At 61.1% G+C, this 19,991-nt stretch carries 19 protein-coding genes; 11 read left to right on the top strand and 8 right to left on the bottom strand.

The window, feature by feature from the left end; all coding sequences use genetic code 11:
* Window positions 1–17 precede the first annotated feature (17 nt).
* Window positions 18–980 (bottom strand): alpha/beta hydrolase, encoded by a 963-nt coding sequence (locus FFI16_RS06265; protein WP_138814549.1) that lies wholly within the window; start codon window positions 978–980, stop codon window positions 18–20.
* 143 nt (window positions 981–1,123) lie between these two features.
* Here FFI16_RS06265 and aroC point away from each other — a divergent pair, with 143 nt between their 5' ends.
* From aroC to FFI16_RS06285, 4 genes are all read left to right on the top strand, one after another.
* Window positions 1,124–2,215, top strand: coding sequence for a chorismate synthase (aroC, locus tag FFI16_RS06270; RefSeq protein WP_138814550.1), 1,092 nt, complete (start codon window positions 1,124–1,126; stop codon window positions 2,213–2,215).
* A gap of 10 nt (window positions 2,216–2,225) precedes the next feature.
* On the top strand, window positions 2,226–3,386 hold the full coding sequence (locus tag FFI16_RS06275; RefSeq protein WP_138814551.1) for an MFS transporter: 1,161 nt from the start codon (window positions 2,226–2,228) through the stop codon (window positions 3,384–3,386).
* Window positions 3,383–3,913: an acireductone dioxygenase gene (locus FFI16_RS06280; protein ID WP_138814552.1), complete on the top strand. Its 531-nt coding sequence runs from the start codon at window positions 3,383–3,385 to the stop codon at window positions 3,911–3,913. The genes FFI16_RS06275 and FFI16_RS06280 overlap by 4 nt, the downstream gene beginning before the upstream one ends.
* A 208-nt stretch (window positions 3,914–4,121) precedes the next feature.
* Complete coding sequence (locus FFI16_RS06285; protein ID WP_138814553.1) at window positions 4,122–4,391, top strand: response regulator transcription factor; 270 nt, start codon at window positions 4,122–4,124, stop codon at window positions 4,389–4,391.
* 62 nt (window positions 4,392–4,453) lie between these two features.
* On the opposite strand, the gene FFI16_RS06290 is transcribed toward FFI16_RS06285, so the two are convergent.
* Complete coding sequence (locus FFI16_RS06290; protein WP_016970113.1) at window positions 4,454–4,732, bottom strand: DUF3509 domain-containing protein; 279 nt, start codon at window positions 4,730–4,732, stop codon at window positions 4,454–4,456.
* Between the two features lie 393 nt (window positions 4,733–5,125).
* On the opposite strand from FFI16_RS06290, the gene FFI16_RS06295 reads away from it, so the two are divergent.
* From FFI16_RS06295 to FFI16_RS06315, 5 genes are all read left to right on the top strand, one after another.
* Window positions 5,126–6,952, top strand: coding sequence for a long-chain-acyl-CoA synthetase (locus FFI16_RS06295; protein ID WP_138814554.1), 1,827 nt, complete (start codon window positions 5,126–5,128; stop codon window positions 6,950–6,952).
* Between the two features lie 100 nt (window positions 6,953–7,052).
* The gene (locus FFI16_RS06300) at window positions 7,053–7,568 is read left to right on the top strand and encodes an ankyrin repeat domain-containing protein (RefSeq protein ID WP_138814555.1); all 516 of its coding nucleotides are present in this window, start codon (window positions 7,053–7,055) and stop codon (window positions 7,566–7,568) included.
* 41 nt (window positions 7,569–7,609) lie between these two features.
* Window positions 7,610–8,140, top strand: a complete 531-nt coding sequence (locus FFI16_RS06305; protein ID WP_138814556.1) for a hypothetical protein — start codon at window positions 7,610–7,612, stop codon at window positions 8,138–8,140.
* A 67-nt stretch (window positions 8,141–8,207) separates the two neighbouring features.
* The gene (locus tag FFI16_RS06310) at window positions 8,208–8,399 is read left to right on the top strand and encodes a PLDc N-terminal domain-containing protein (protein WP_003172956.1); all 192 of its coding nucleotides are present in this window, start codon (window positions 8,208–8,210) and stop codon (window positions 8,397–8,399) included.
* Window positions 8,400–8,813: 414 nt separating this feature from the next.
* The gene (locus tag FFI16_RS06315; protein WP_138814557.1) at window positions 8,814–10,901 is read left to right on the top strand and encodes an LTA synthase family protein; all 2,088 of its coding nucleotides are present in this window, start codon (window positions 8,814–8,816) and stop codon (window positions 10,899–10,901) included.
* A 54-nt stretch (window positions 10,902–10,955) separates the two neighbouring features.
* Here FFI16_RS06315 and FFI16_RS06320 read toward each other — a convergent pair whose 3' ends face one another.
* The gene (locus FFI16_RS06320; RefSeq protein WP_015885095.1) at window positions 10,956–11,108 is read right to left on the bottom strand and encodes a DUF3309 family protein; all 153 of its coding nucleotides are present in this window, start codon (window positions 11,106–11,108) and stop codon (window positions 10,956–10,958) included.
* Window positions 11,109–11,436: 328 nt separating this feature from the next.
* Here FFI16_RS06320 and FFI16_RS06325 point away from each other — a divergent pair, with 328 nt between their 5' ends.
* Together FFI16_RS06325 and csrA are read left to right on the top strand one after the other, a co-directional pair.
* Entirely contained in the window at window positions 11,437–12,252 is an 816-nt protein-coding gene (locus FFI16_RS06325; protein ID WP_065911448.1) for an SDR family oxidoreductase, read from the top strand.
* Between the two features lie 174 nt (window positions 12,253–12,426).
* Entirely contained in the window at window positions 12,427–12,624 is a 198-nt protein-coding gene (gene csrA, locus FFI16_RS06330) for a carbon storage regulator CsrA (protein ID WP_138814558.1), read from the top strand.
* Between the two features lie 7 nt (window positions 12,625–12,631).
* Here the strand turns inward: csrA and FFI16_RS06335 are convergent, their stop codons facing one another.
* The 5 genes from FFI16_RS06335 to mnmC form a co-directional block, all read right to left on the bottom strand.
* Complete coding sequence (locus tag FFI16_RS06335) at window positions 12,632–12,859, bottom strand: YheU family protein (protein WP_003192759.1); 228 nt, start codon at window positions 12,857–12,859, stop codon at window positions 12,632–12,634.
* Between the two features lie 80 nt (window positions 12,860–12,939).
* The gene (locus FFI16_RS06340; RefSeq protein WP_094953533.1) at window positions 12,940–14,124 is read right to left on the bottom strand and encodes an osmoprotectant NAGGN system M42 family peptidase; all 1,185 of its coding nucleotides are present in this window, start codon (window positions 14,122–14,124) and stop codon (window positions 12,940–12,942) included.
* A gap of 165 nt (window positions 14,125–14,289) precedes the next feature.
* On the bottom strand, window positions 14,290–16,035 hold the full coding sequence (ngg, locus tag FFI16_RS06345) for an N-acetylglutaminylglutamine synthetase (protein WP_138814559.1): 1,746 nt from the start codon (window positions 16,033–16,035) through the stop codon (window positions 14,290–14,292).
* A gap of 3 nt (window positions 16,036–16,038) precedes the next feature.
* Window positions 16,039–17,811, bottom strand: a complete 1,773-nt coding sequence (locus FFI16_RS06350) for an N-acetylglutaminylglutamine amidotransferase (protein WP_138814560.1) — start codon at window positions 17,809–17,811, stop codon at window positions 16,039–16,041.
* 164 nt (window positions 17,812–17,975) lie between these two features.
* On the bottom strand, window positions 17,976–19,964 hold the full coding sequence (mnmC, locus tag FFI16_RS06355; RefSeq protein WP_138814561.1) for a bifunctional tRNA (5-methylaminomethyl-2-thiouridine)(34)-methyltransferase MnmD/FAD-dependent 5-carboxymethylaminomethyl-2-thiouridine(34) oxidoreductase MnmC: 1,989 nt from the start codon (window positions 19,962–19,964) through the stop codon (window positions 17,976–17,978).
* Between the last annotated feature and the right edge of the window lie 27 nt (window positions 19,965–19,991).

Consider the following 19,991-nt stretch of genomic DNA (forward strand, 5'->3'; position numbering starts at 1 on the left):
TGGAGGCAAATAGTCGCTTAACGGGGTTGAAGTCCGTCGATAAAGCGCACGATACGTTGGCCCAACTCGGCGGCGAGCGGCAGTTTGGGGTCGTTGTACGACTCCAGCTGTTCCTTCACATCCTTGGGCACGATGCGCATCACGTGGTTCATGCCTTGAATCACGCTCAGCTGTGCGTCCGGCTTGGCCGCTTGCAACTGTTGGGCATCGGCTACGCCCACCTGGATATCGTTGGTGCCCTGGATGATCAACGCCGGCATCGTCAGTTTGGCGAAGGCGGCCGAGGGGTCGGCGCGAAACAGGCTGATCAGGTACGGCTGCACGCTGGGGCGGAAAATGCCTTCCAGTGGGCGCGGCACATCGGCGTCCACCTGGCCGGCCTTGAGGTGGTCGAGGATTTCATTACTGCGCAACAACAGGGCCGGCGGCAAGTGATCGGCCAGTTGCTGGCGGATCACCTGGTCCACCGGTCGCGCGCTGCCGGACAGGGAAATAACCCCGGCCGGGTCGAGTTGCGGCGCGGCGAGGGCGGCGACCAGCGCGCCTTCGCTGTGGCCCAGCACAATCAACTGGCCCATGCGGCTGTCGGCCTTGAGCAGCTTGCCCCAGGCCACGGCATCGGCCACATAGGCATCCAGGCTGAGGTTGCGTTCGTCGGGGGTGGCGGCCAGGCTCGCGGCCACGCCACGCTTGTCGTAGCGCACGCTGGCGATGTTATTGCGCGCCAGCACCCAGGCTAGGCGCTTGAGGCTGTCGTTGCGCGCGCCGTCGGCGCTGTTGCCGTTACGGTCGGTGGGGCCGGAGCCGGCGATGATCAGCACCACGGGCACGGGTTTGTCGGATTTTGGCAGCAGAAGCGAACCAAACAACTCGCCGCTGCCGGTGTCCAGGCTGATCGGCCGTTGCAACACGACGGGGGAGGCGGCGAAGCCAAGGCTGGAATACAAGGTAAGGGTCAAAAGCAAAACTCGCAGCATCATCACGCCATCATCAGGAAGGTGCCGGTTGGACCAACGTCTACCGGTAAGGTTTCGAGGATGAACTAGTCGGTTAGCCCGCGTATACTCGCCGCCTTAAGTTATTACGGTTGAGTTGATTCAACTGATTTCACGGAGCGCCCTGCATGTCCGGCAATACCTTCGGCAAGCTGTTCACTGTCACCACCGCGGGCGAAAGCCATGGCCCGGCGTTGGTCGCCATTGTCGACGGCTGCCCGCCAGGCCTCGAGTTGTCTCTGGAAGACCTGCAGCGTGACCTCGACCGCCGCAAGCCCGGCACCAGCCGCCACACCACCCAGCGCCAGGAGCCCGACGAAGTCGAGATCCTCTCCGGCGTGTTTGAAGGCCGCACCACCGGCTGCGCCATCGGCCTGTTGATCCGCAATACCGACCAGAAGTCCAAGGACTACTCGGCGATCAAGGACCTGTTCCGCCCGGCCCACGCCGACTACACCTACCACCACAAATACGGCGAGCGCGACTACCGTGGCGGAGGCCGCAGCTCGGCGCGCGAAACCGCCATGCGCGTGGCCGCCGGTGCCATCGCCAAGAAATACCTGGCCACCCAGGGCATCGTGATCCGTGGCTACATGAGCCAGTTGGGCCCGATTGAAATCCCGTTCAAGACCTGGGACATCGTCGACGACAACGCTTTCTTCAGCCCCGACCCGGACAAAGTGCCGGAACTGGAAGCCTATATGGACCAGTTGCGCCGCGACCAGGATTCGGTCGGTGCCAAGATCACCGTGGTCGCCGAAGGCGTCAAGCCGGGCCTGGGCGAGCCGATCTTCGACCGCCTCGACGCCGAGCTGGCCCACGCGCTGATGAGCATCAACGCGGTCAAGGGCGTGGAAATCGGCGCCGGTTTTGCCTGTGTCGCCCAGCGCGGCACCGAGCATCGCGATGAGATGACCCCTCAAGGTTTCCTCAGCAACAACGCGGGCGGCATCCTCGGCGGTATTTCCTCCGGCCAGCCGATTGTTGCGCACCTGGCCCTTAAGGCCACGTCGAGCATTACCACGCCGGGCCGTTCGATCGATGTGCACGGCAACCCGGTGGACGTGATCACCAAGGGCCGCCACGACCCGTGCGTGGGCATCCGCGCCACGCCGATCGCCGAGGCGATGATGGCTATCGTGTTGATGGACCACCTGCTGCGCAACCGTGGGCAAAATGCCGATGTGCAGGTGAGTACGCCGGTGTTGGGCCAGCTGTGACGGTCTGACCGTGACAGCCCTCCCATACTGGCGCCTCTCCAGCTTCTACCTTTTCTACTTCGCCCTGCTCGGGGCGACGGCGCCGTTCCTGGCGCTGTACTTCGACCATCTGGGGTTTTCCAGCGCACGCATTGGCGAACTGGTGGCCATCCCCATGCTGATGCGCTGCGTGGCGCCCAACCTGTGGGGCTGGCTCGGCGATTACACCGGCCGGCGCCTGGCCATCGTGCGTTTTGGCGCGGTGTGTACCCTGGCGAGTTTCTCGCTGATCTTCTTCAGCAAAACCTACGCCTGGCTGGCCCTGGTCATGGCGTTACATGCGTTCTTCTGGCACGCGGTGCTGCCGCAGTTTGAAGTGATCACCCTGGCGCACTTGCAAAAGCAAACGGCGCGCTACAGCCAGATCCGTCTGTGGGGCTCCATCGGGTTTATCCTCACCGTGGTGATAATGGGGCGGCTGTTCGACGGGTTGAGCCTGGACATTTACCCGGTGGTGGTCGTGGTGATCATGGCCGGCATTATTGGCGCCAGCCTGTGGGTGCCGAACGCGCAGCCCGCCGTGCAGGGCAACCGCCTGGCCGGTGACGGTTTTCTCAAGCAATTGCGCAGCCCCGGCGTACTGGCGTTTTATGCCTGCGTGGCCCTGATGCAAATGAGCCATGGCCCGTATTACACCTTCCTGACCCTGCACCTTGAACATTTGGGTTATAGCCGTGGCGTGATCGGCATGCTGTGGGCACTGGGGGTGGTCGCGGAGGTGCTGATGTTCCTGGCCATGAGCCGCATCCTCACGCGTTTTTCGGTGCGACGGGTGCTGCTGGCCAGTTTTGTATTGGCGGCTATCCGCTGGCTGCTGCTGGGCTCATTTGCCGAAATCTTCTGGGTATTGCTGCTGGCGCAGGTGCTGCACGCCGCTACGTTTGCCAGCTTTCACGCGGCTGCCATCGCCTTTGTGCAACGCAGCTTCGGCGCCAAACAACAAGGCCAGGGCCAGGCGCTGTATGCCGCACTGGCCGGCACCGGCGGCGCGTTGGGCGCCCTTTACGCCGGCTACAGCTGGAACCTGTTGGGGCCGACCCTGACCTTCAGCATCGCCAGTGTCGCCGCCCTGGCCGCCGCCATTATCATTGGCCTTCGATTGCAAGAGCCGAATAAAGGAACCGAGCAATGAGTTATGTCGCTGTTTATGCCGTCGCCACTGGGGATACCCCGAACAAGGTCCTGACCCATTTTGACGACATCGTCTCGACGTTGGCCGAACACGCGGTGCGCTTCGCGCGCTGGCAGCCGGCGCCGATTGAGAAGGGCGCCAGCGATGCCGACATGATCGCCGCGTACCAGCCGCAGATCGATGCCCTCGGCTACGCTGCCGTGGACGTGCTCAGGGCGGCGGGCGATCCGGCACAGAACGCTGAACTGCGCGCGCAGTGCCTCAATGAGCGCCGCTACAGCGAAGATGCCGTGCGTTTCTTCGTGGCGGGCCAGGGCCTGTTCAATTTGCACGTGGGCGATTACGTATACGCCGTGCGTTGTGAGAAAAATGACTTGCTGGTGATTCCAGCCGGCATGCCGCACTGGTTCGATATGGGCGAGAACCCGCACTTCGTCACCTTGCGTTTGTTCAACACCGCTAAAGGCTCTGAGCCTCAACTCACTGGCGACGATATTGCCGGCGATTTTCCCGGTCTGGACGACTAAGCACAGATACTTAAATGTGCCACCCAGGCAAGTTGGAAGTTGCTGTGGGAATAAGCCTAATTATTTGTAGGGCGTAGCTGTTTCTACTGCGCCCTATGCTTTCAATCCATTCGTTATGTAACTCTCTGCGGACTCGATGTTTATATCACCTGTCAATAGCAGGAATCCGAAAGGTGACAAGGCATCCACTACATAAGGAGAGAGCACAATGAGTGGCCCAGAGCAGTCGTGTCGCACGCCGGTGGACGCGCCGATGACCCTTAGAAGACGTCTGAGCCTGGGCGGCAAGCCCCTCACCCCGACAGAGCTGGAAATTTTGCGTTGGGCCTCGGAAGGCAAGACCGTCTGGGAAATCAGCCAGATTCGGGCGACCTCTGAAGCCACGGTGAAATTTCATTTGCGCAATATCTACGGCAAGCTGGAAGTCACCAACCGCGTACAGGCGATGAATGAGGCCAGCCGACAAGGCTTGTGCTGAAACCACACGAAAAAGGGCCGCGACGCCTGTAAGCGTCGCGGCCCTTTTGGGCCACCGGTTGCTTATGCCGAGTGGTAGGTCGGCAGGGCAAAGCGGTTTTGGCTTTGCAGCATCGAAATCTGCGGCAGCTCACTGGCTTGTTCGGCCAGGTCGCGGCGGATGGCGCTGATCACCCAGGTCAGTTGGTCAGCGGTGTGCAGCTGTTGATACGAGATCGAGCGCTTGACCTGTTTGCCTTCGCTGTTGCGCAGGGTCAGCAGGATACCGCCGTCGGGACGTGGCTGAGTGGTGACGTCGTATTGGGAGAATACAGAAGCAAATTTATCTTGGATCAGGCTCATGTCTATCAGCTCCGTTGGCTCAAGTTGGCAAGCATGGAGAGATAGGTGCAGTGATTGTGCCAGTATTGGATATCTTAAAAAATCCTTATAAATCAACAAGCTAAAAATTTTCTAAAATTTCGGTTTCGTGCAATTTGCATGAATGGCCATCGTGCATCCTGCATTTTGCGTTATCCGCGCCGACCGTTTCAGGCCCGCCTTAAGCATAATGACTGCCTCGACCGGGCAAAATTCCTTTTCTGTGGGGGCTGGCTCGGGATACAAAACTTTTCAAATCCCGCATGTACAGCCAAAGAATGGCAGGCGTATTTTCCTGCAAGGCATTCGGCACCTGCCTACAGGGCTGCCGCTATCCCTGGATCATACGAAAAATAAGAAAAAGGACGTTCCGCCATGAGCCAACAGCAAGACGACATGATCACGTGGGGCAAGCTTTTACGTAAGGTGCCTGCGATTGTTCGAGCTTTGCCACGCGTGGTGCGCGGCATGCGCGCCGCGAATGTCACCGACCCCGCGCAGCCCTGCGGCCTCGGTTGGCACTTTGAACAGGCTGCGTTGCGCAACCCCGACGGCGCGGCGTTGTTGTACGGCGACAGCGTGCTCAGCTACCGCGAAGCCAACCAGCGCGCCAATCGTATGGCTCATTACCTTCAGGCGCAGGGCATCGGCAAGGGTGATGTGGTCGCGCTGTTTATTGAAAATCGCCCGGAACTGCTCCTCAGCGTACTGGCCGTGGCCAAGCTGGGCGGTATCTGCGCCATGCTTAACACCGCGCAAACCCAGGCGGCGCTGGTACACAGCCTGAACCTGGTGAGCCCGGTGGCGATCGTGGTAGGCGCGGAATTGGAATCCGCCTATGCGGCCGTGCGTGATCAAGTGTCGATTGCGGCCGAACGCAACTGGTTTGTGGCTGATCAGTCCTCAAACGCGGTGCCGCCGGGCTACACCGACCTGCTGGCCGCCAGCGCCGACAGCCCGCTGGACAACCCTGCCAGCAGCGGGCACATCTTCTTCAACGACCCGTGCTTCTATATCTACACCTCCGGCACCACCGGCTTGCCCAAGGCCGGCATCATGAAGCATGGGCGCTGGACCAAGACGGCGGTGAGTTTCGGCAGCATCGCCCTGGATATGGGGCCGCAAGACGTTCTGTATTGCACCTTGCCGCTGTACCACGCTACCGGCCTGTGTGTGTGCTGGGGTTCGGCGATTGTCGGCGCGTCGGGCTTCGCCATCCGGCGCAAATTCAGCGCCAGCCAGTTCTGGGACGATGCGCGCAAATTCAAAGCGACCACCCTGGGGTATGTCGGTGAGTTGTGCCGCTACCTGCTGGACCAGCCGCCCAGCGCGCAGGATCGCGACAACCGGGTCACCAAGATGGTCGGCAATGGCCTGCGCCCCGGGGTCTGGGCGCAGTTCAAGCAGCGGTATGGCGTCGAGCATATCTGCGAGCTGTATGCCGCCAGCGACGGCAATATCGGTTTTACCAATGTGCTGAATTTCGACAACACCATCGGCTTTTGCCTGCAGCATTGGGCGCTGGTGGAGTACTCACACGAAACCGGCGAGCCGCTGCGTGGCAGCGACGGTTACCTGCGCAAGGTGCAAACCGGCGGGCAGGGCTTGCTGCTGGCCAGGATCGATGAAAAGTCGCCGTTCGACGGCTACACCGACCCGGAAAAGAATCGCAAAGTGGTGCTCACGGACGTGTTCGAGAAGGGCGACCGCTACTTCAATACCGGCGACTTGTTGCGCAGTATTGGCTTTGGTCATGCGCAATTTGTCGATCGCCTGGGCGACACCTACCGCTGGAAGGGCGAAAACGTCTCCACCACCGAAGTCGAAAACGTGCTGCTGCAGCACCCGCAGATCGCCGAAGTAGTGGCCTACGGCGTCGAGATCGAAAACACCAATGGCCGCGCCGGCATGGTGGCCATCACCCCAAGCGAATCCTTGGCGGCCCTGGACATGCGTGAGCTGTTGCAGTTTGCCCACGGCCAGTTGCCCCACTATGCGGTGCCGTTGTTTTTGCGCATCAAGGTCAAGATGGAAACCACCGGCACCTTCAAATACCAGAAGGTCAAGCTCAAGGAGGAAGCCTTCGACCCGGACAAGGCCGGTAACGACCCGGTGTACGCGTGGCTGCCGGGCTCCGACAGTTATGTGCCGGTCACCGGGCAATTACTGGCGCAGATCCAGGCCGGGCAGTTCCGTTATTGATTCTGCCTATGAATGCTTTTGACAAAAAAGCCATGACAGCGGGGAACTCCCTCGCGACACTGGGCGCCTTATACACATTCCCAGACAAGGAGCGCCCTGCATGTCAGACCAGCCCAAACAAATGACCGACGATGAAGCCGCCGAATTCGCCGAACAGGTTTTCGACGTGGCCCGCAAAGGCGATGCGGCGATGCTGGCTGCGCTGCTGGCCAAAGGCTTGCCGGCTAACTTCCGTAATCACAACGGCGACACCTTGTTGATGCTCGCGGCCTACCATGGCCATGCTGAAGCGGTAAAAGTGCTGCTGGAATTCAAGGCCGACCCACTGATTGCCAACGACAAGAACCAGTTGCCGATCGCCGGTGCCGCGTTCAAAGGCAACCTGCCAGTGGTGAAGGCATTGATCGAAGGTGGCGCGCCAGTGGATGCAACCTCCCCGGACGGGCGCACAGCGCTGATGCTGGCCGCGATGTTCAACCGCGTGGAAATGGTCGACTACCTGCTCGCTCAAGGCGCCAATCCCAAGGCCACCGATGCCCAGGGCGCGACTGCGTTGGCGGCGGCGCACACCATGGGCGCGGCGGATACGGCGGCGAAGTTGCAGAAACTGGTGTAGGCTACGCGCCCTCAAAAACCAGCCCGTTACAGGACCTTCCCATGCACACCGCCCTCGTCGAACTTATCAGCAAAATCAGCGCCGGCGTCATGGGCGAGGACGAGGTGGCGCGCATCGCCACAGAAGCCGCCCAAGCCTACGCAGACCCGGCGGCGTTTCTGGCCGCGAACCCGGATATCAACTACGACGACACTTTCCCTATCCCACTGGGTGAGTGGGTAGTGGTGGGTAGCCTGCCGGACACGGTGTTGTTCCAGGCCGACACCTATGGCGAGCTGTTCGCGCAGATCGTCGCCTCGTTCGGCCCGGGCGTGGCGTTTAACCTCAAGCCCAAGCAACTGGCCAAGACCGAAGACCTCACCGCGCTGAACCGCATCCAGATCCAGATGAGCGCGTTGAGCCCTGAAGATGGCGGCTACGTGCTGCTCAACTTCAGCCAATTGCTCGATGACGAGATCCAGGCCGTGTTGGTGTATGGCAACGACCTGCCGCGCGTACTGGAACTGTGCGCCGAAGTGGGGATCAAGGCCGAGCCGTCGCTGGAAGCCTTGAAAGTCGCCGTACACGTCTGAAATAAAACGGAACCCCTGCCAGGGCTGACTATCCTACAAGTGCATGCCCTCACTTAGGAGCGACACCATGGGTTCCACTTTCAACGGTCTTATCGGCCTGATCATCCTGGCGCTGGATATCTGGGCGATCATCAACGTGTTCAAAAGTGGCGCCAGCACCGGCGCCAAAGTGCTGTGGATCCTGCTGATCCTGTTGCTGCCGGTATTGGGCCTGATCATCTGGGCGATTGCCGGGCCGCGCGGTAACGTGCGGATCTGATCGTTCACCCACTCCATCTAGAGTGGGCACAGTCAATGTGGGAACGGGCTTGCTCGCGAATACGGTGTATCAGTTTCAGATGTTTTGACTGACACGCCGCATTCGCGAGCAAGCCCGCTCCCACATTTAGTTTCTGGTGCATTCACAGGTTTTGTGTGTCGAAACTATTCACTGCACACAATTTTCACATCTTTTCCAAGACAATTCGGCGGTTTTACGGCTCTGCCAAGGCTCTAACTCAAGGGCCATTAACGGCAGGTCCCGGGCGCACGTTCAGTAATTAATAGCGTTGCTGCCGTTGATCGGGCACCATTTGCGCCACCGCGTTAACCGCCTACCCCAGCCAGCCTGGGCGAGGGACGGACGCCACTGCATTATTTCGAAACTTAAACTTCCAATGGGTCCTAGAACGACATGGCAAACCCGGACGCCCTGAGTCAGCAGCGAGCTTCTAATCGCTTGCTGCAACCGACCGTCAAATCCCATCTGGCATACACGCTGCTTTGCGCGCTGGTCATGATGGTGATGTTCTCCCTGCTGCGCCTGGCGCTGCTGGTCTACAACCGCGAGATGATCCTCGACACGCCGGCCTCGACCTTCCTCGAAGCCTTCGTCAACGGCACGCGCTTCGACATCCGCTTTGTGATGTACGCGCTGGTCCCGCTGCTGCTGGCGCTGTTCAGCGTACGGGCGATGGCGGCGCGTGGGTTTTTCCGTTTTTGGCTGACCGTCGTGTCCAGCATTGCCCTGTTCCTGGGCCTGATGGAGATGGACTTCTACCGCGAATTCCACCAACGCCTCAACGGCCTGGTGTTCCAGTATGTGAAGGAAGACCCGAAAACCGTGATGAGCATGCTCTGGTACGGTTTCCCGGTGGTGCGCTACCTGCTGGCCTGGGCCGTGGGCACGCTGATCCTGAGCATCGCCTTCAAGGGCGCCGACCGTGCAACGCGCCCACGTGGCCCGTTCAGCGGCGGCACCGTCGGCACTCGCCAGGTGGCTCCGTGGTACAGCCGCATTGCGGTGTTTGTGGTGTGCCTGTTGATCGCCGTGGTCGCCATCCGTGGCACCTTGCGCCAAGGCCCACCGCTGCGTTGGGGTGACGTCTACACCACCGAATCGAACTTCGCCAACCAGTTGGGCTTGAACGGCACCCTGTCGCTGATCGCTGCGGCCAAGTCGCGCTTCTCCGAAGAGCGCTCGAACATCTGGAAAGCCACGCTGGACCAGCCGCTGGCCACCCAGACCGTGCGTGACATGCTGGTGTTGCCGCAAGAGAAACTGGTGGATACCGACACCGCCGCCGTGCGCCGCGACTACACGCCACCGGCCGAGAAAACCCTGCCGATCAAGAACGTCGTAGTGATCCTGATGGAAAGCTTTGCCGGTCATTCGGTTGGTGCCCTGGGCCGCCCAGGCAACATCACGCCATACTTCGACAAACTGTCCAAGGAAGGCCTGTTGTTCGACCGTTTCTTCTCCAACGGCACCCACACCCACCAGGGCATGTTCGCCACCATGGCGTGCTTCCCGAACCTGCCGGGCTTCGAATACCTGATGCAAACCCCGGAAGGCAGCCACAAGCTGTCGGGCCTGCCGCAGTTGCTCAGCGCGCGCAAGTTTGACGACGTGTATGTCTACAACGGCGATTTCGCCTGGGACAACCAATCGGGCTTCTTCAGCAACCAGGGCATGACCAACTTCATCGGGCGCAACGACTTCGTTAACCCGGTGTTCTCCGACCCGACGTGGGGCGTGTCCGACCAGGACATGTTCAACCGTGGCCTGGAAGAGTTGAAGGCCCGCGAAGGCGGCAAGCCGTTCTACGCCCTGTTGCAAACCCTGTCCAACCACACGCCGTATGCGTTGCCGACGCCATTGCCAGTTGAAAAAGTCACCGACCGTGGCAGCCTCAACGAGCATTTGACGGCCATGCGTTACTCCGACTGGGCCCTGGGCCAATTCTTTGAAAAAGCCCGTAAAGAGCCGTACTTCAAGGAAACCCTGTTCGTGATCGTGGGTGACCACGGTTTTGGTAACGAGCAACAGATCACCGAGATGGACCTGGGCCGCTTCAACGTGCCGATGCTGATGATTGCACCGGGCATGCAGGAGAAGTTCGGCGAGCGTGACCACACTGTGGGCACCCAGATCGACATCGTGCCGACCATCATGGGCCGCCTGGGTGGCGACACCTTGCACCAGTGCTGGGGCCGCGACCTGTTGAACCTGCCGGAAGGCGACAAGGGTTTTGGCGTGATCAAGCCGTCGGGCAGCGACCAGACCGTCGCCCTGGTCACTGCTGACCGCATCCTGGTACTGCCTAAAGAGATGCCACCGAAACTGTGGGAATATGAACTGGGCGCTAACCCGACCGGTAAGGTCATTCCTGAATCGCCGGACGAAGCCGCGCTGAAACAGAAACTTGAGTCGTTCTTGCAGACGGCTACCAAGAGCCTGTTGGATAACACTGCGGGTGTGATCGACGGCAAGCCGGACTAATCACCCGGGCATAAAAAAGAGGCCTTCTGGAAGGCCTCTTTTTTTGTCCGGATTTTATATCCGGCCGAGCAGCAACAGCACCAGCAGCACCACCAGCACCACGCCGAGAATACCCGACGGGCCATAGCCCCAGTTACGTGAGTGCGGGAATACCGGCAGGCCGCCGACCAGCAGCAGGATCAGGATAATGATCAGAATCAGGCTCATGTTTTTTTCCTTGTGGGCCTTCTGAAAAGACCAGTTGTTTAACGACAGGCCCGTGGGTTTATTTACGGACGCCTTAATAACTCCGACTGTGCAGTTGCGCAGAAAATTCCGTGGTTTCTTAAAGCATTTCGCAAACTCGCTTATTTCTTTTAATGCGTTCGCAATTACGTGCACTTAGTTGAAAAAGATTGAACTTACGCTATAAGCCGCTCTGGCACCTGGCCGGCGGTTTGCCTGAGGCATTCATCAACTGGATGGTGCGTGGGTGTAGGAAAAAGCTTCGCTACACTGCCGATCACTTCTTCCGTGAACTACAAGGCTACTACCTATGCAAAATCGCATGATGATCACTGGTGCCGGGTCTGGCCTGGGTCGCGAAATCGCGCTGCGCTGGGCGCGCGAAGGTTGGCAGTTGGCCTTGTCGGACGTCAGCGAGCCAGGCTTGCAAGAAACCCTCAAGCGGGTGCGCGAGGCCGGTGGCGATGGTTTTATCCAGCGCTGCGACGTGCGTGACTACAGCCAGCTCACCGCCTTTGCCCAGGCTTGCGAAGTGAAGCTGGGCGGCATTGATGTGATCGTCAACAACGCTGGCGTGGCCTCGGGTGGCTTCTTTGCCGAGTTATCCCTGGAAGATTGGGACTGGCAGATTGCGATCAACTTGATGGGCGTGGTCAAGGGCTGCAAAGCGTTCCTGCCGCTGCTCGAAAAGAGCAAGGGCCGGATTATCAACATCGCGTCCATGGCTGCGCTGATGCAGGGGCCGGCGATGAGCAACTACAACGTGGCCAAGGCCGGTGTGGTGGCGTTGTCGGAGAGTTTGCTGGTGGAACTCAAGCAGCAGGAAGTCGGTGTGCATGTGGTGTGCCCGTCGTTTTTCCAGACCAACCTGCTGGATTCGTTCCGTGGGCCTACACCGGCGATGAAGGCGCAGGTGGGCAAGTTGCTCGAGAGTTCACCGATTTCGGCGGCGGATATTGCCGACTACATTTATCAGCGAGTGGCCGAAGGGGAATTCATGATTTTGCCCCACGAGCAGGGGCGCATGGCGTGGGCGTTGAAGCAGAAGAACCCGCAGTTGCTGTATGACGAAATGACGCTGATGGCCGACAAAATGCGCGCCAAGGCCCAGGCCACCAAGGGCTGAGCGGATCTGCTTTATGTGGGGCTTGCTCGCTTCCACATTTGACCGAGTCGAGGGTTTGTCTGTCAGCAAAATTACCGGCCTGCGTAGGCCTTGCCTGATTTAAACGCAAGCCATTGCTGCGCCAAATCCAATCGCGCATGGTCAAGGTCCTGTCACTCCAAAAGGACAACCGCCATGCTGGTCTTAAGCCGCGCTGTAGGCGAAATCATCTCTATCGGCGATGACATCGCCCTGCACATCCTCGAACTGAACGGTACTCAAGTGAAATTCGGCATCGCTGCCCCGGCGGGTGTGAATGTCCATCGGGCCGAGGTGTATCAGAAGATCCTCGAACGCCAGGCCACAGAAACCCACGCCGTACCCAACCGCTGAAACCTGCTCAGTCAAACAGATGCTTGGGCACGTCGTGCTTGAGCATCAACTGGCATTGCTCGCTTTCCGGGTCGAACACAATCAGGGCCTGGCCCTTGGTCAAGGCTTGGCGCACGCGCAGTACGCGGGTCTCCAGGGGCGTGTCGTCGCCGTTGTCGGTGCCGTCGCGGGTCACGAAGTCTTCGATGAGGCGGGTCAGGGTGTCGACTTCAAGTGCGTCGTAGGGAATCAGCATACAAGCCTCATAGGTGGGAACCCGGCGATGCTACTGCGCCGGGGGCCCTTGTTACCAGCAGTTACCATCAGTTGCCAGTGTCAGGACTTCTGACCGACCAGGCTGTCCACCGACGGCACGCGGGTGTCGCTCTCCATTTGCGTTTCGTGCTCGATCTGATGACTGAACCGGTCCAGCGAACCCTGGGCCGGTTGCGCATCGCTGGCGAACACCGGCGGGCTGAGGATGTATGCGCCCAGCAGGCGGCTGAGTGCAGCCAGGCTGTCGATGTGTGTGCGCTCATAGCCATGGGTCGCATCGCAACCAAACGCCAGCAGTGCGGTGCGAATGTCGTGGCCGGCGGTGACGGCCGAGTGGGCGTCGCTGAAGTAATAGCGAAACAGGTCGCGGCGCACCGGCAGGTCGTTATCAGACGCCAGGCGCAGCAGGTGGCGGGACAGGTGATAGTCATACGGCCCGCCGGAATCCTGCATGGCCACACTCACGGCGTGCTCGCTGGAGTGCTGGCCGGGCGCGACCGGGGCGATGTCGATGCCGACAAATTCGCTGACGTCCCAGGGCAGGGCGGCAGCTGCGCCACTGCCGGTTTCTTCGGTGATGGTGAACAGCGGATGGCAGTCGATCAGCAACGGTTCGCCGCTGTCGATAATCGCCTTGAGCGCCGCGAGCAGGGCGGCCACACCGGCTTTATCGTCCAGGTGGCGGGCGCTGATATGCCCGCTCTCGGTGAACTCCGGCAGTGGGTCGAACGCTACATAGTCGCCGATGCTGATGCCTAGCGAGTCGCAATCGGCACGGGTCGCGCAGTAGGCATCCAGGCGCAGTTCCACGTGGTCCCAGCTCACCGGCATTTCATCCACGGCGGTGTTGAACGCGTGCCCGGAGGCCATCAGCGGCAACACGCTGCCACGGATCACGCCGTTGTCGGTAAACAGGCTGACGCGGCTGCCTTCGGCAAAGCGGCTGGACCAGCAACCCACCGGCGCGAGCGTCAGGCGGCCATTGTCCTTGATCGCCCGCACGGCGGCGCCGATGGTGTCCAAGTGCGCGGAAACCGCGCGGTCGGGGCTGTTTTTCTGGCCCTTGAGGGTTGCGCGGATGGTGCCGCGCCGGGTCATTTCAAAAGGAATGCCGAGCTCTTCCAGGCGCTCGGCGACATAGCGCACGATGGTGTCGGTAAACCCGGTGGGGCTGGGAATGGCGAGCATTTCCAGCAGCACTTTCTGCAGGTAGTTGAGATCCGGTTCGGGGATGGTTCGGGTCATGGAAACTCCTGATGAGTTGAGGGCATCGATGGTTTCGATGAGGTGCTGAGAGGTTCATAGGCTGTGCCGGCCTCTTCGCGAGCAAGCCCGCTCCCACATTTGGAATGCGTTTCAAGTGTGGGAGCGGGCTTGCTCGCGAAAGCGCCGGTCCAGGCAATACATCACTCAAGCAGTTGGCTGACTGTGCGGAAACAACAAATCCACAAACTTCTCCGCTGTCGGTTGCGGTTCATGATTGGCCAACCCGGCGCGTTCGTTGGCTTCGATAAACACATACTCAGGCTGGTCGGCGGCGGTCACCATCAGGTCCAGGCCGACCATGGGAATGTCCAATGCACGGGCGGCGCGCACGGCGGCGTCTACCAGTGTCGGGTGCAGAATCGCGGTGACATCTTCCAGGCAACCGCCGGTATGCAAGTTGGCGGTACGGCGCACCGCCAAGGTGTGGCCACGGGGCAAGATGCTGCTGTAGTCGTAACCCGCGGCGTGCAGCGTGCGTTGGGTTTCGGCGTCCAGCGGGATTTTGCTTTCGCCGTCGGTAGCAGCCTGGCGGCGACGGCTCTGGGCTTCGATCAAGGCGCCGATGGAGTGCTGACCATCACCGGTCACCTCGGCAGGCCGCCGAATCGCAGCGGCAACCACCTCAAAGCCGATCACCAGGATGCGCAGGTCGAGGCCTTCGTGAAAGCTTTCAAGCAGCACACGGCTGTCGAATTGACGCGCTGTCTCGATGGCTTTTTGCACCTCCTCGATGCTCTGCAGATCCACCGCCACGCCCTGGCCTTGTTCGCCATCGAGTGGCTTGACCACGATGCGCTGGTGCTCGTCGAGAAACTCCAGGTTGTCGTCGGCACTGCCGGCCAACTGTTGCGACGGCAGTTTCAAACCTGCCGCACTGAGCACCTTGTGGGTCAGGCTCTTGTCCTGGCACAGGGTCATGCTGATGGCGCTGGTCAGGTCGCTCAACGACTCGCGGCAACGCACGCGGCGCCCGCCATGGCTGAGGGTGAACAGGCCGGCGTCGGCGTCATCCACTTGCACATCGATGCCACGTCGATGGGCTTCTTCGACAATGATGCGCGCATACGGGTTAAAGCCTGCCTGCGGGCCGGGGCCGAGAAACAGCGGCTGGTTGATGCCGTTCTTGCGCTTGATCGCAAAGGTGGTCAGCGCGCGAAAACCGAGCTTGGCGTAGAGGCTCTTGGCCTGACGGTTATCGTGCAGCACCGACAGGTCGAGGTAGCTCAGGCCACGGCTCATAAAGTGCTCCACCAAGTGGCGCACCAGCACCTCGCCCACGCCTGGGCGCGTGCATTGCGGGTCGACCGCCAGGCACCACAGGCTGCAACCGTTTTCGGGGTCGTGGAAGGCCTTTTGATGGTTCAGGCCCATCACGCTGCCGATCACCGCGCCGCTGTCTTCATCCTCGGCCAGCCAATACACCGGGCCGCCTTGATGGCGTGGGGTCAGGCGCTCGGCGTCGACGGGCAACATGCCACGGCCTTGGTAGAGTTGGTTGACCGCCTGCCAGTCGGCCTCGGTCTGCACCCGGCGAATGCGAAAGCCGCGAAATACCCGCGTAGCGGGGCGGTAATCGCTGAACCACAGGCGCAAGGTGTCGGAGGGGTCGAGGAATAACTGTTGCGGGTCGATCCCGAGGATTTGCTGGGGCGCCGCCACATACAGCGCGATGTCACGTTCGCCCGCCTGCTCATTGAGCAGTTCCTGGGCGAGGCTGGCCGGGTCCGGGAAGGTGTGCCCGATCAACAATCGGCCCCAGCCACAATGCACGGCAATCGGCTCGGCGCCCAGCGGGCTGCCATCTTCAGCCAGGCGCGCCTGCAGGCGCTCGTAGGTCGGCGCCTGGCCCTTGAGCAAGCGTTGGCTGTAAGCCGCTGCAAGAGGTTTCATCGATCAGATTCCTTGTTCGCTGAGCCACAGGTTCAGCGCCGCCAGTTGCCAGAGTTTGGAACCGCGCAGCGGCGTCAGTTGGCCCTGCGGGTCGGTCAGCAGGCGGTCGAGCATGGCCGGGTTGAACAGGCCGCGATCCTGGCTTGGGTCCATCAGCAGATCGCGCACCCAGTTCAAGGTGTCGCCCTGCAAATGCTTGAGGCCCGGCACCGGGAAGTAGCCCTTCTTGCGGTCGATGACTTCACTCGGGATGACTCTGCGCGCGGCCTCTTTCAAGACCTGCTTGCCGCCATCGGGCAGTTTGAATTTGCCCGGCACACGGGCCGACAGTTCCACCAGGCGGTAGTCCAGGAACGGCGTGCGCGCTTCCAGGCCCCAGGCCATGGTCATGTTGTCGACGCGTTTGACCGGGTCATCCACCAGCATCACCGTGCTGTCCAGGCGCAGGGCTTTGTCCACGGCGGCATCGGCGCCGGGCATGGCGAAATGTTCGCGCACAAAGTCGCCGGCGGCGTCGTTGGCGGTCAGCCATTTGGGCGCGACGGTGGCGGCGTAGTCGTCGTAGCTGCGGTCAAAAAATGCGTCGCGGTAGGCGGCATACGGGTCGCTGGCGCCGTCCACTTGCGGGTACCAGTGGTAGCCGGCAAACAGCTCGTCCGCACCCTGGCCGCTTTGCACCACCTTGCAATGCTTGGCCACTTCCCGCGACAGCAGGTAAAAGGCGATGCAGTCATGGCTGACCATCGGCTCGCTCATGGCGCGAAACGCGGCCGGCAGTTGCTCGATGATCTCGCTTTCGGCGATGCGCAATTGGTGATGACGGGTGCCGTAGTGCTTGGCGATCAGGTCCGAGTATTGAAACTCGTTGCCAGCCTCGCCGCCGGCATCTTCAAAGCCGATGGAGAAGGTCGACAGGTCCTGCACGCCGACTTCACGCAGCAGGCCCACGAGCATGCTCGAATCGACACCACCGGAAAGCAGCACGCCGACATCCACGGCGGCACGTTGGCGGATCGCCACGGCTTCGCGGGTGCTGTCGAGTACGCGGTCGGTCCAGTCTTCGAGGCTGAGGTTTTTTTCATCCTCATGGGGGCCATAGGGCAGGGTCCACCAGGTTTTCTGCTCGGTGGCGCCGTTGGCGTCGATGCGCATCCAGCTGGCCGGCGGCAGCTTTTCGATACCCGCCAGCAAGGTGCGCGGTGCAGGCACCACGGCATGGAAATTCAAATAATGATTAAGCGCGACCGGATCCAGGATCGGGTTGATATCGCCACCCTTGAGCAGTGCCGGCAGCGCTGAGGCAAAGCGCAGGCGCTGGCCGGTGCGCGACAGGTACAGCGGTTTCACACCCAGACGGTCACGGGCGATAAACAGGCGCTGGGCGTCACGCTCCCAGATGGCAAAGGCAAACATGCCATTGAGCTTGGGCAGCAAGGCTTCGCCCCAGGCTTGATAGCCCTTGAGCAGCACTTCGGTGTCGCCGCCTGAATAGAAGGCGTAGCCCAGGGCTTCCAGCTCTTCACGCAGTTCGGGGAAGTTGTAGATTGCGCCGTTGAACGCCAGCGACAGCCCCAGCTGGGCGTCGACCATCGGTTGGGCGGAGCCGTCCGACAGGTCCATGATCTTCAGGCGGCGGTGGCCCAGGGCAATCGGCCCTTGGGCATGGAAGCCCCAGGCGTCGGGGCCTCGGGGCGCAAGGTGATGGGTGATGCGTTCTACGGCTGCCAGGTCGGCAGGTTGATGATCAAAGCGTAACTCGCCAGCTAGTCCACACATAAATTCCTTACCGGTTTTTCCGTTGGGGAGGGCAATACTCAATACGCCCGACAGGGCGCGTACCCAGAAACTGACCCAGTGCTATGCGTGGAGTTTTAGACCGATAAGTTATAAGGCAAATAGCCGCGATGCTCGCAACGGCGTTATTTCTTCCCTCAGGGTGATCAGGGTGTCGCGGGTTTTCCTCGCACCAGCGCGCGCAACGCAAATCGGTTCGGGTGGCAGGCTTCGGCCACGCTGGCCGGTACCGGCAGCGGTTCGTCGCTCAACCAGGCGGCCAGTAATTCGCCGCACAGGGGCGCGGTGATCAGGCCGCGTGAACCGTGGCCGCTGTTGATATACACGCCCGGTAGCCACGGGCAGGGCGTATCCGGGACTTGCCGGGCGTCTTTGCGCAGTACGGCGTAAGCCTGTTGGAACGCATCGCTATCGGCCAAAGGGCCGACGATTGGCAGGTAGTCTGGGCTGGTGCAACGAAAGGCGGCGCGGCCTTGCAAGTGTTCGGCGTTCAGTGAGTCAGCGCCGAGACGCAGCAGCAGATCTGCGGAAATCTCCCGCAGCATTGCAAGGTTGCCGGTGTGTTCGGCGAGGGTGGGCGTGAGGTCTTCATTGTTGAAATCAAAACTGGCGCCCAAGGTGTGTTCGCCAAGACGGGCCGGTGCCACATAACCTTCGGCGCACACCACGGTGGCCAATGCCGCACTCGCCGGGGTTTGCGCCAAGCGCGTGATCTGCCCGCGAATACGTTTGAGCGGCAAGCCCGCACTGAGCGGGAAGCGCTTGATTTCGGCTGCACCGGCCAGTACTACCACGCTGGCGCTGGCCAGTACGTGGTCGCCGTCGCGCGCTTGCCACTGCTCGTCGACGCGGTGCAGCTCAAGCGCCTCATGGTGGGTGAACACCTTGATCAGCGGATGCGCAGCTTGCCATTGGCACAGCGCCGGTGGATGCACCCAGCCACCTTCCGGGAAAAACAGCCCGCCCTGGGCCAGTTGTATACCGGCCTGCTGTTGAGCCTGATCCTGATTCAATACGTGCAACAGATCCGGCGCAAAGGCCTCGGCCAGTTGCGCCTGGCGCTGGGCTTCCTTGGTGTCAAACGCCAGTTGCAGGACGCCGCAACCGTCCCAGTCCATGCCTCGGTGCAGGTGCTCCAGCAGGCGCCGGGTATGGCCGAAACCGCTGAGTATCAGCTGCGACAGTGCTGTGCCATGCGCTGACAACTTGAGGTACAGCACACCCTGCGGGTTGCCCGATGCTTCCTGGGCCAGCGCGGCGTGACGCTCCAGCAGGCTGACGCGCCAACCCCGGGCGGCCAGGCTGGCGGCAGTGGCGCAACCGGCCAGACCGCCACCGATAACCATCGCATGGCGTTCGCCGTCGACGGCTGCCGGGCGGGCAAACCAAGGTTTGAGTGTGGCCGGCGGTGGCGTATCTTCGGGCCAGCCGAGGAACTCACCGCGCAGGATCTCCCACTTGTGGCCAATGCCGGGCGTGCGCTTCATCTTGAAGCCCGCGGCGTTGATCAGCCGCCGCACCCAGCCGGTGCTGGTAAAGGTGCTGATGGTCGAACCCGGCGCCGCCAGGCGCGCCAGTTCGGCGAACAACTCGGCGGTCCACATATCGGGGTTCTTGGCCGGGGCGAAACCGTCGAGGAACCACGCGTCGATTTGTGCATCCAGTTGTGGCAGTTGCTCCAGGGCGTCGCCGACCAACAGTGTCAGGGTCACGCGGCCGTTATCCAGCACCAGGCGCTGGAAGCCTTGATGGATCGCGATGTAATGCGCCAGAAGTTGTTCGGCAAACGCTTGCAGTTCGGGCCAGAGGGCGAGGGCGCGCTGCAGGTCTGCGTGGCTCAGCGGGTATTTCTCCACGCTGACAAAATGCAGGCGTGCCCCGGCCACGGCGTGTTGCTCGAACAGTTGCCAGGCGCACAGGAAATTCAGCCCTGTACCAAACCCGGTCTCACCAATCACCAACCGCCCATTCACCGGCAAGGCAGCGAAGCGCTCCTGCAAGCGGTTCTGCTCAAGGAACACATAGCGGGTTTCTTCAAGGCCCGACTTGTCGGAAAAGTACACATCGTCGAAGACCCGCGAGTGCGGTCGACCTTGTTCGTCCCAGTCGAGCTGGGCGTGGGTGATGGGGTTCATGGGCGACTCATAAAAACGCAGGCAAAG

It is taken from the genome of Pseudomonas sp. KBS0710 (assembly GCF_005938045.2).
GTDB lineage: Bacteria > Pseudomonadota > Gammaproteobacteria > Pseudomonadales > Pseudomonadaceae > Aquipseudomonas.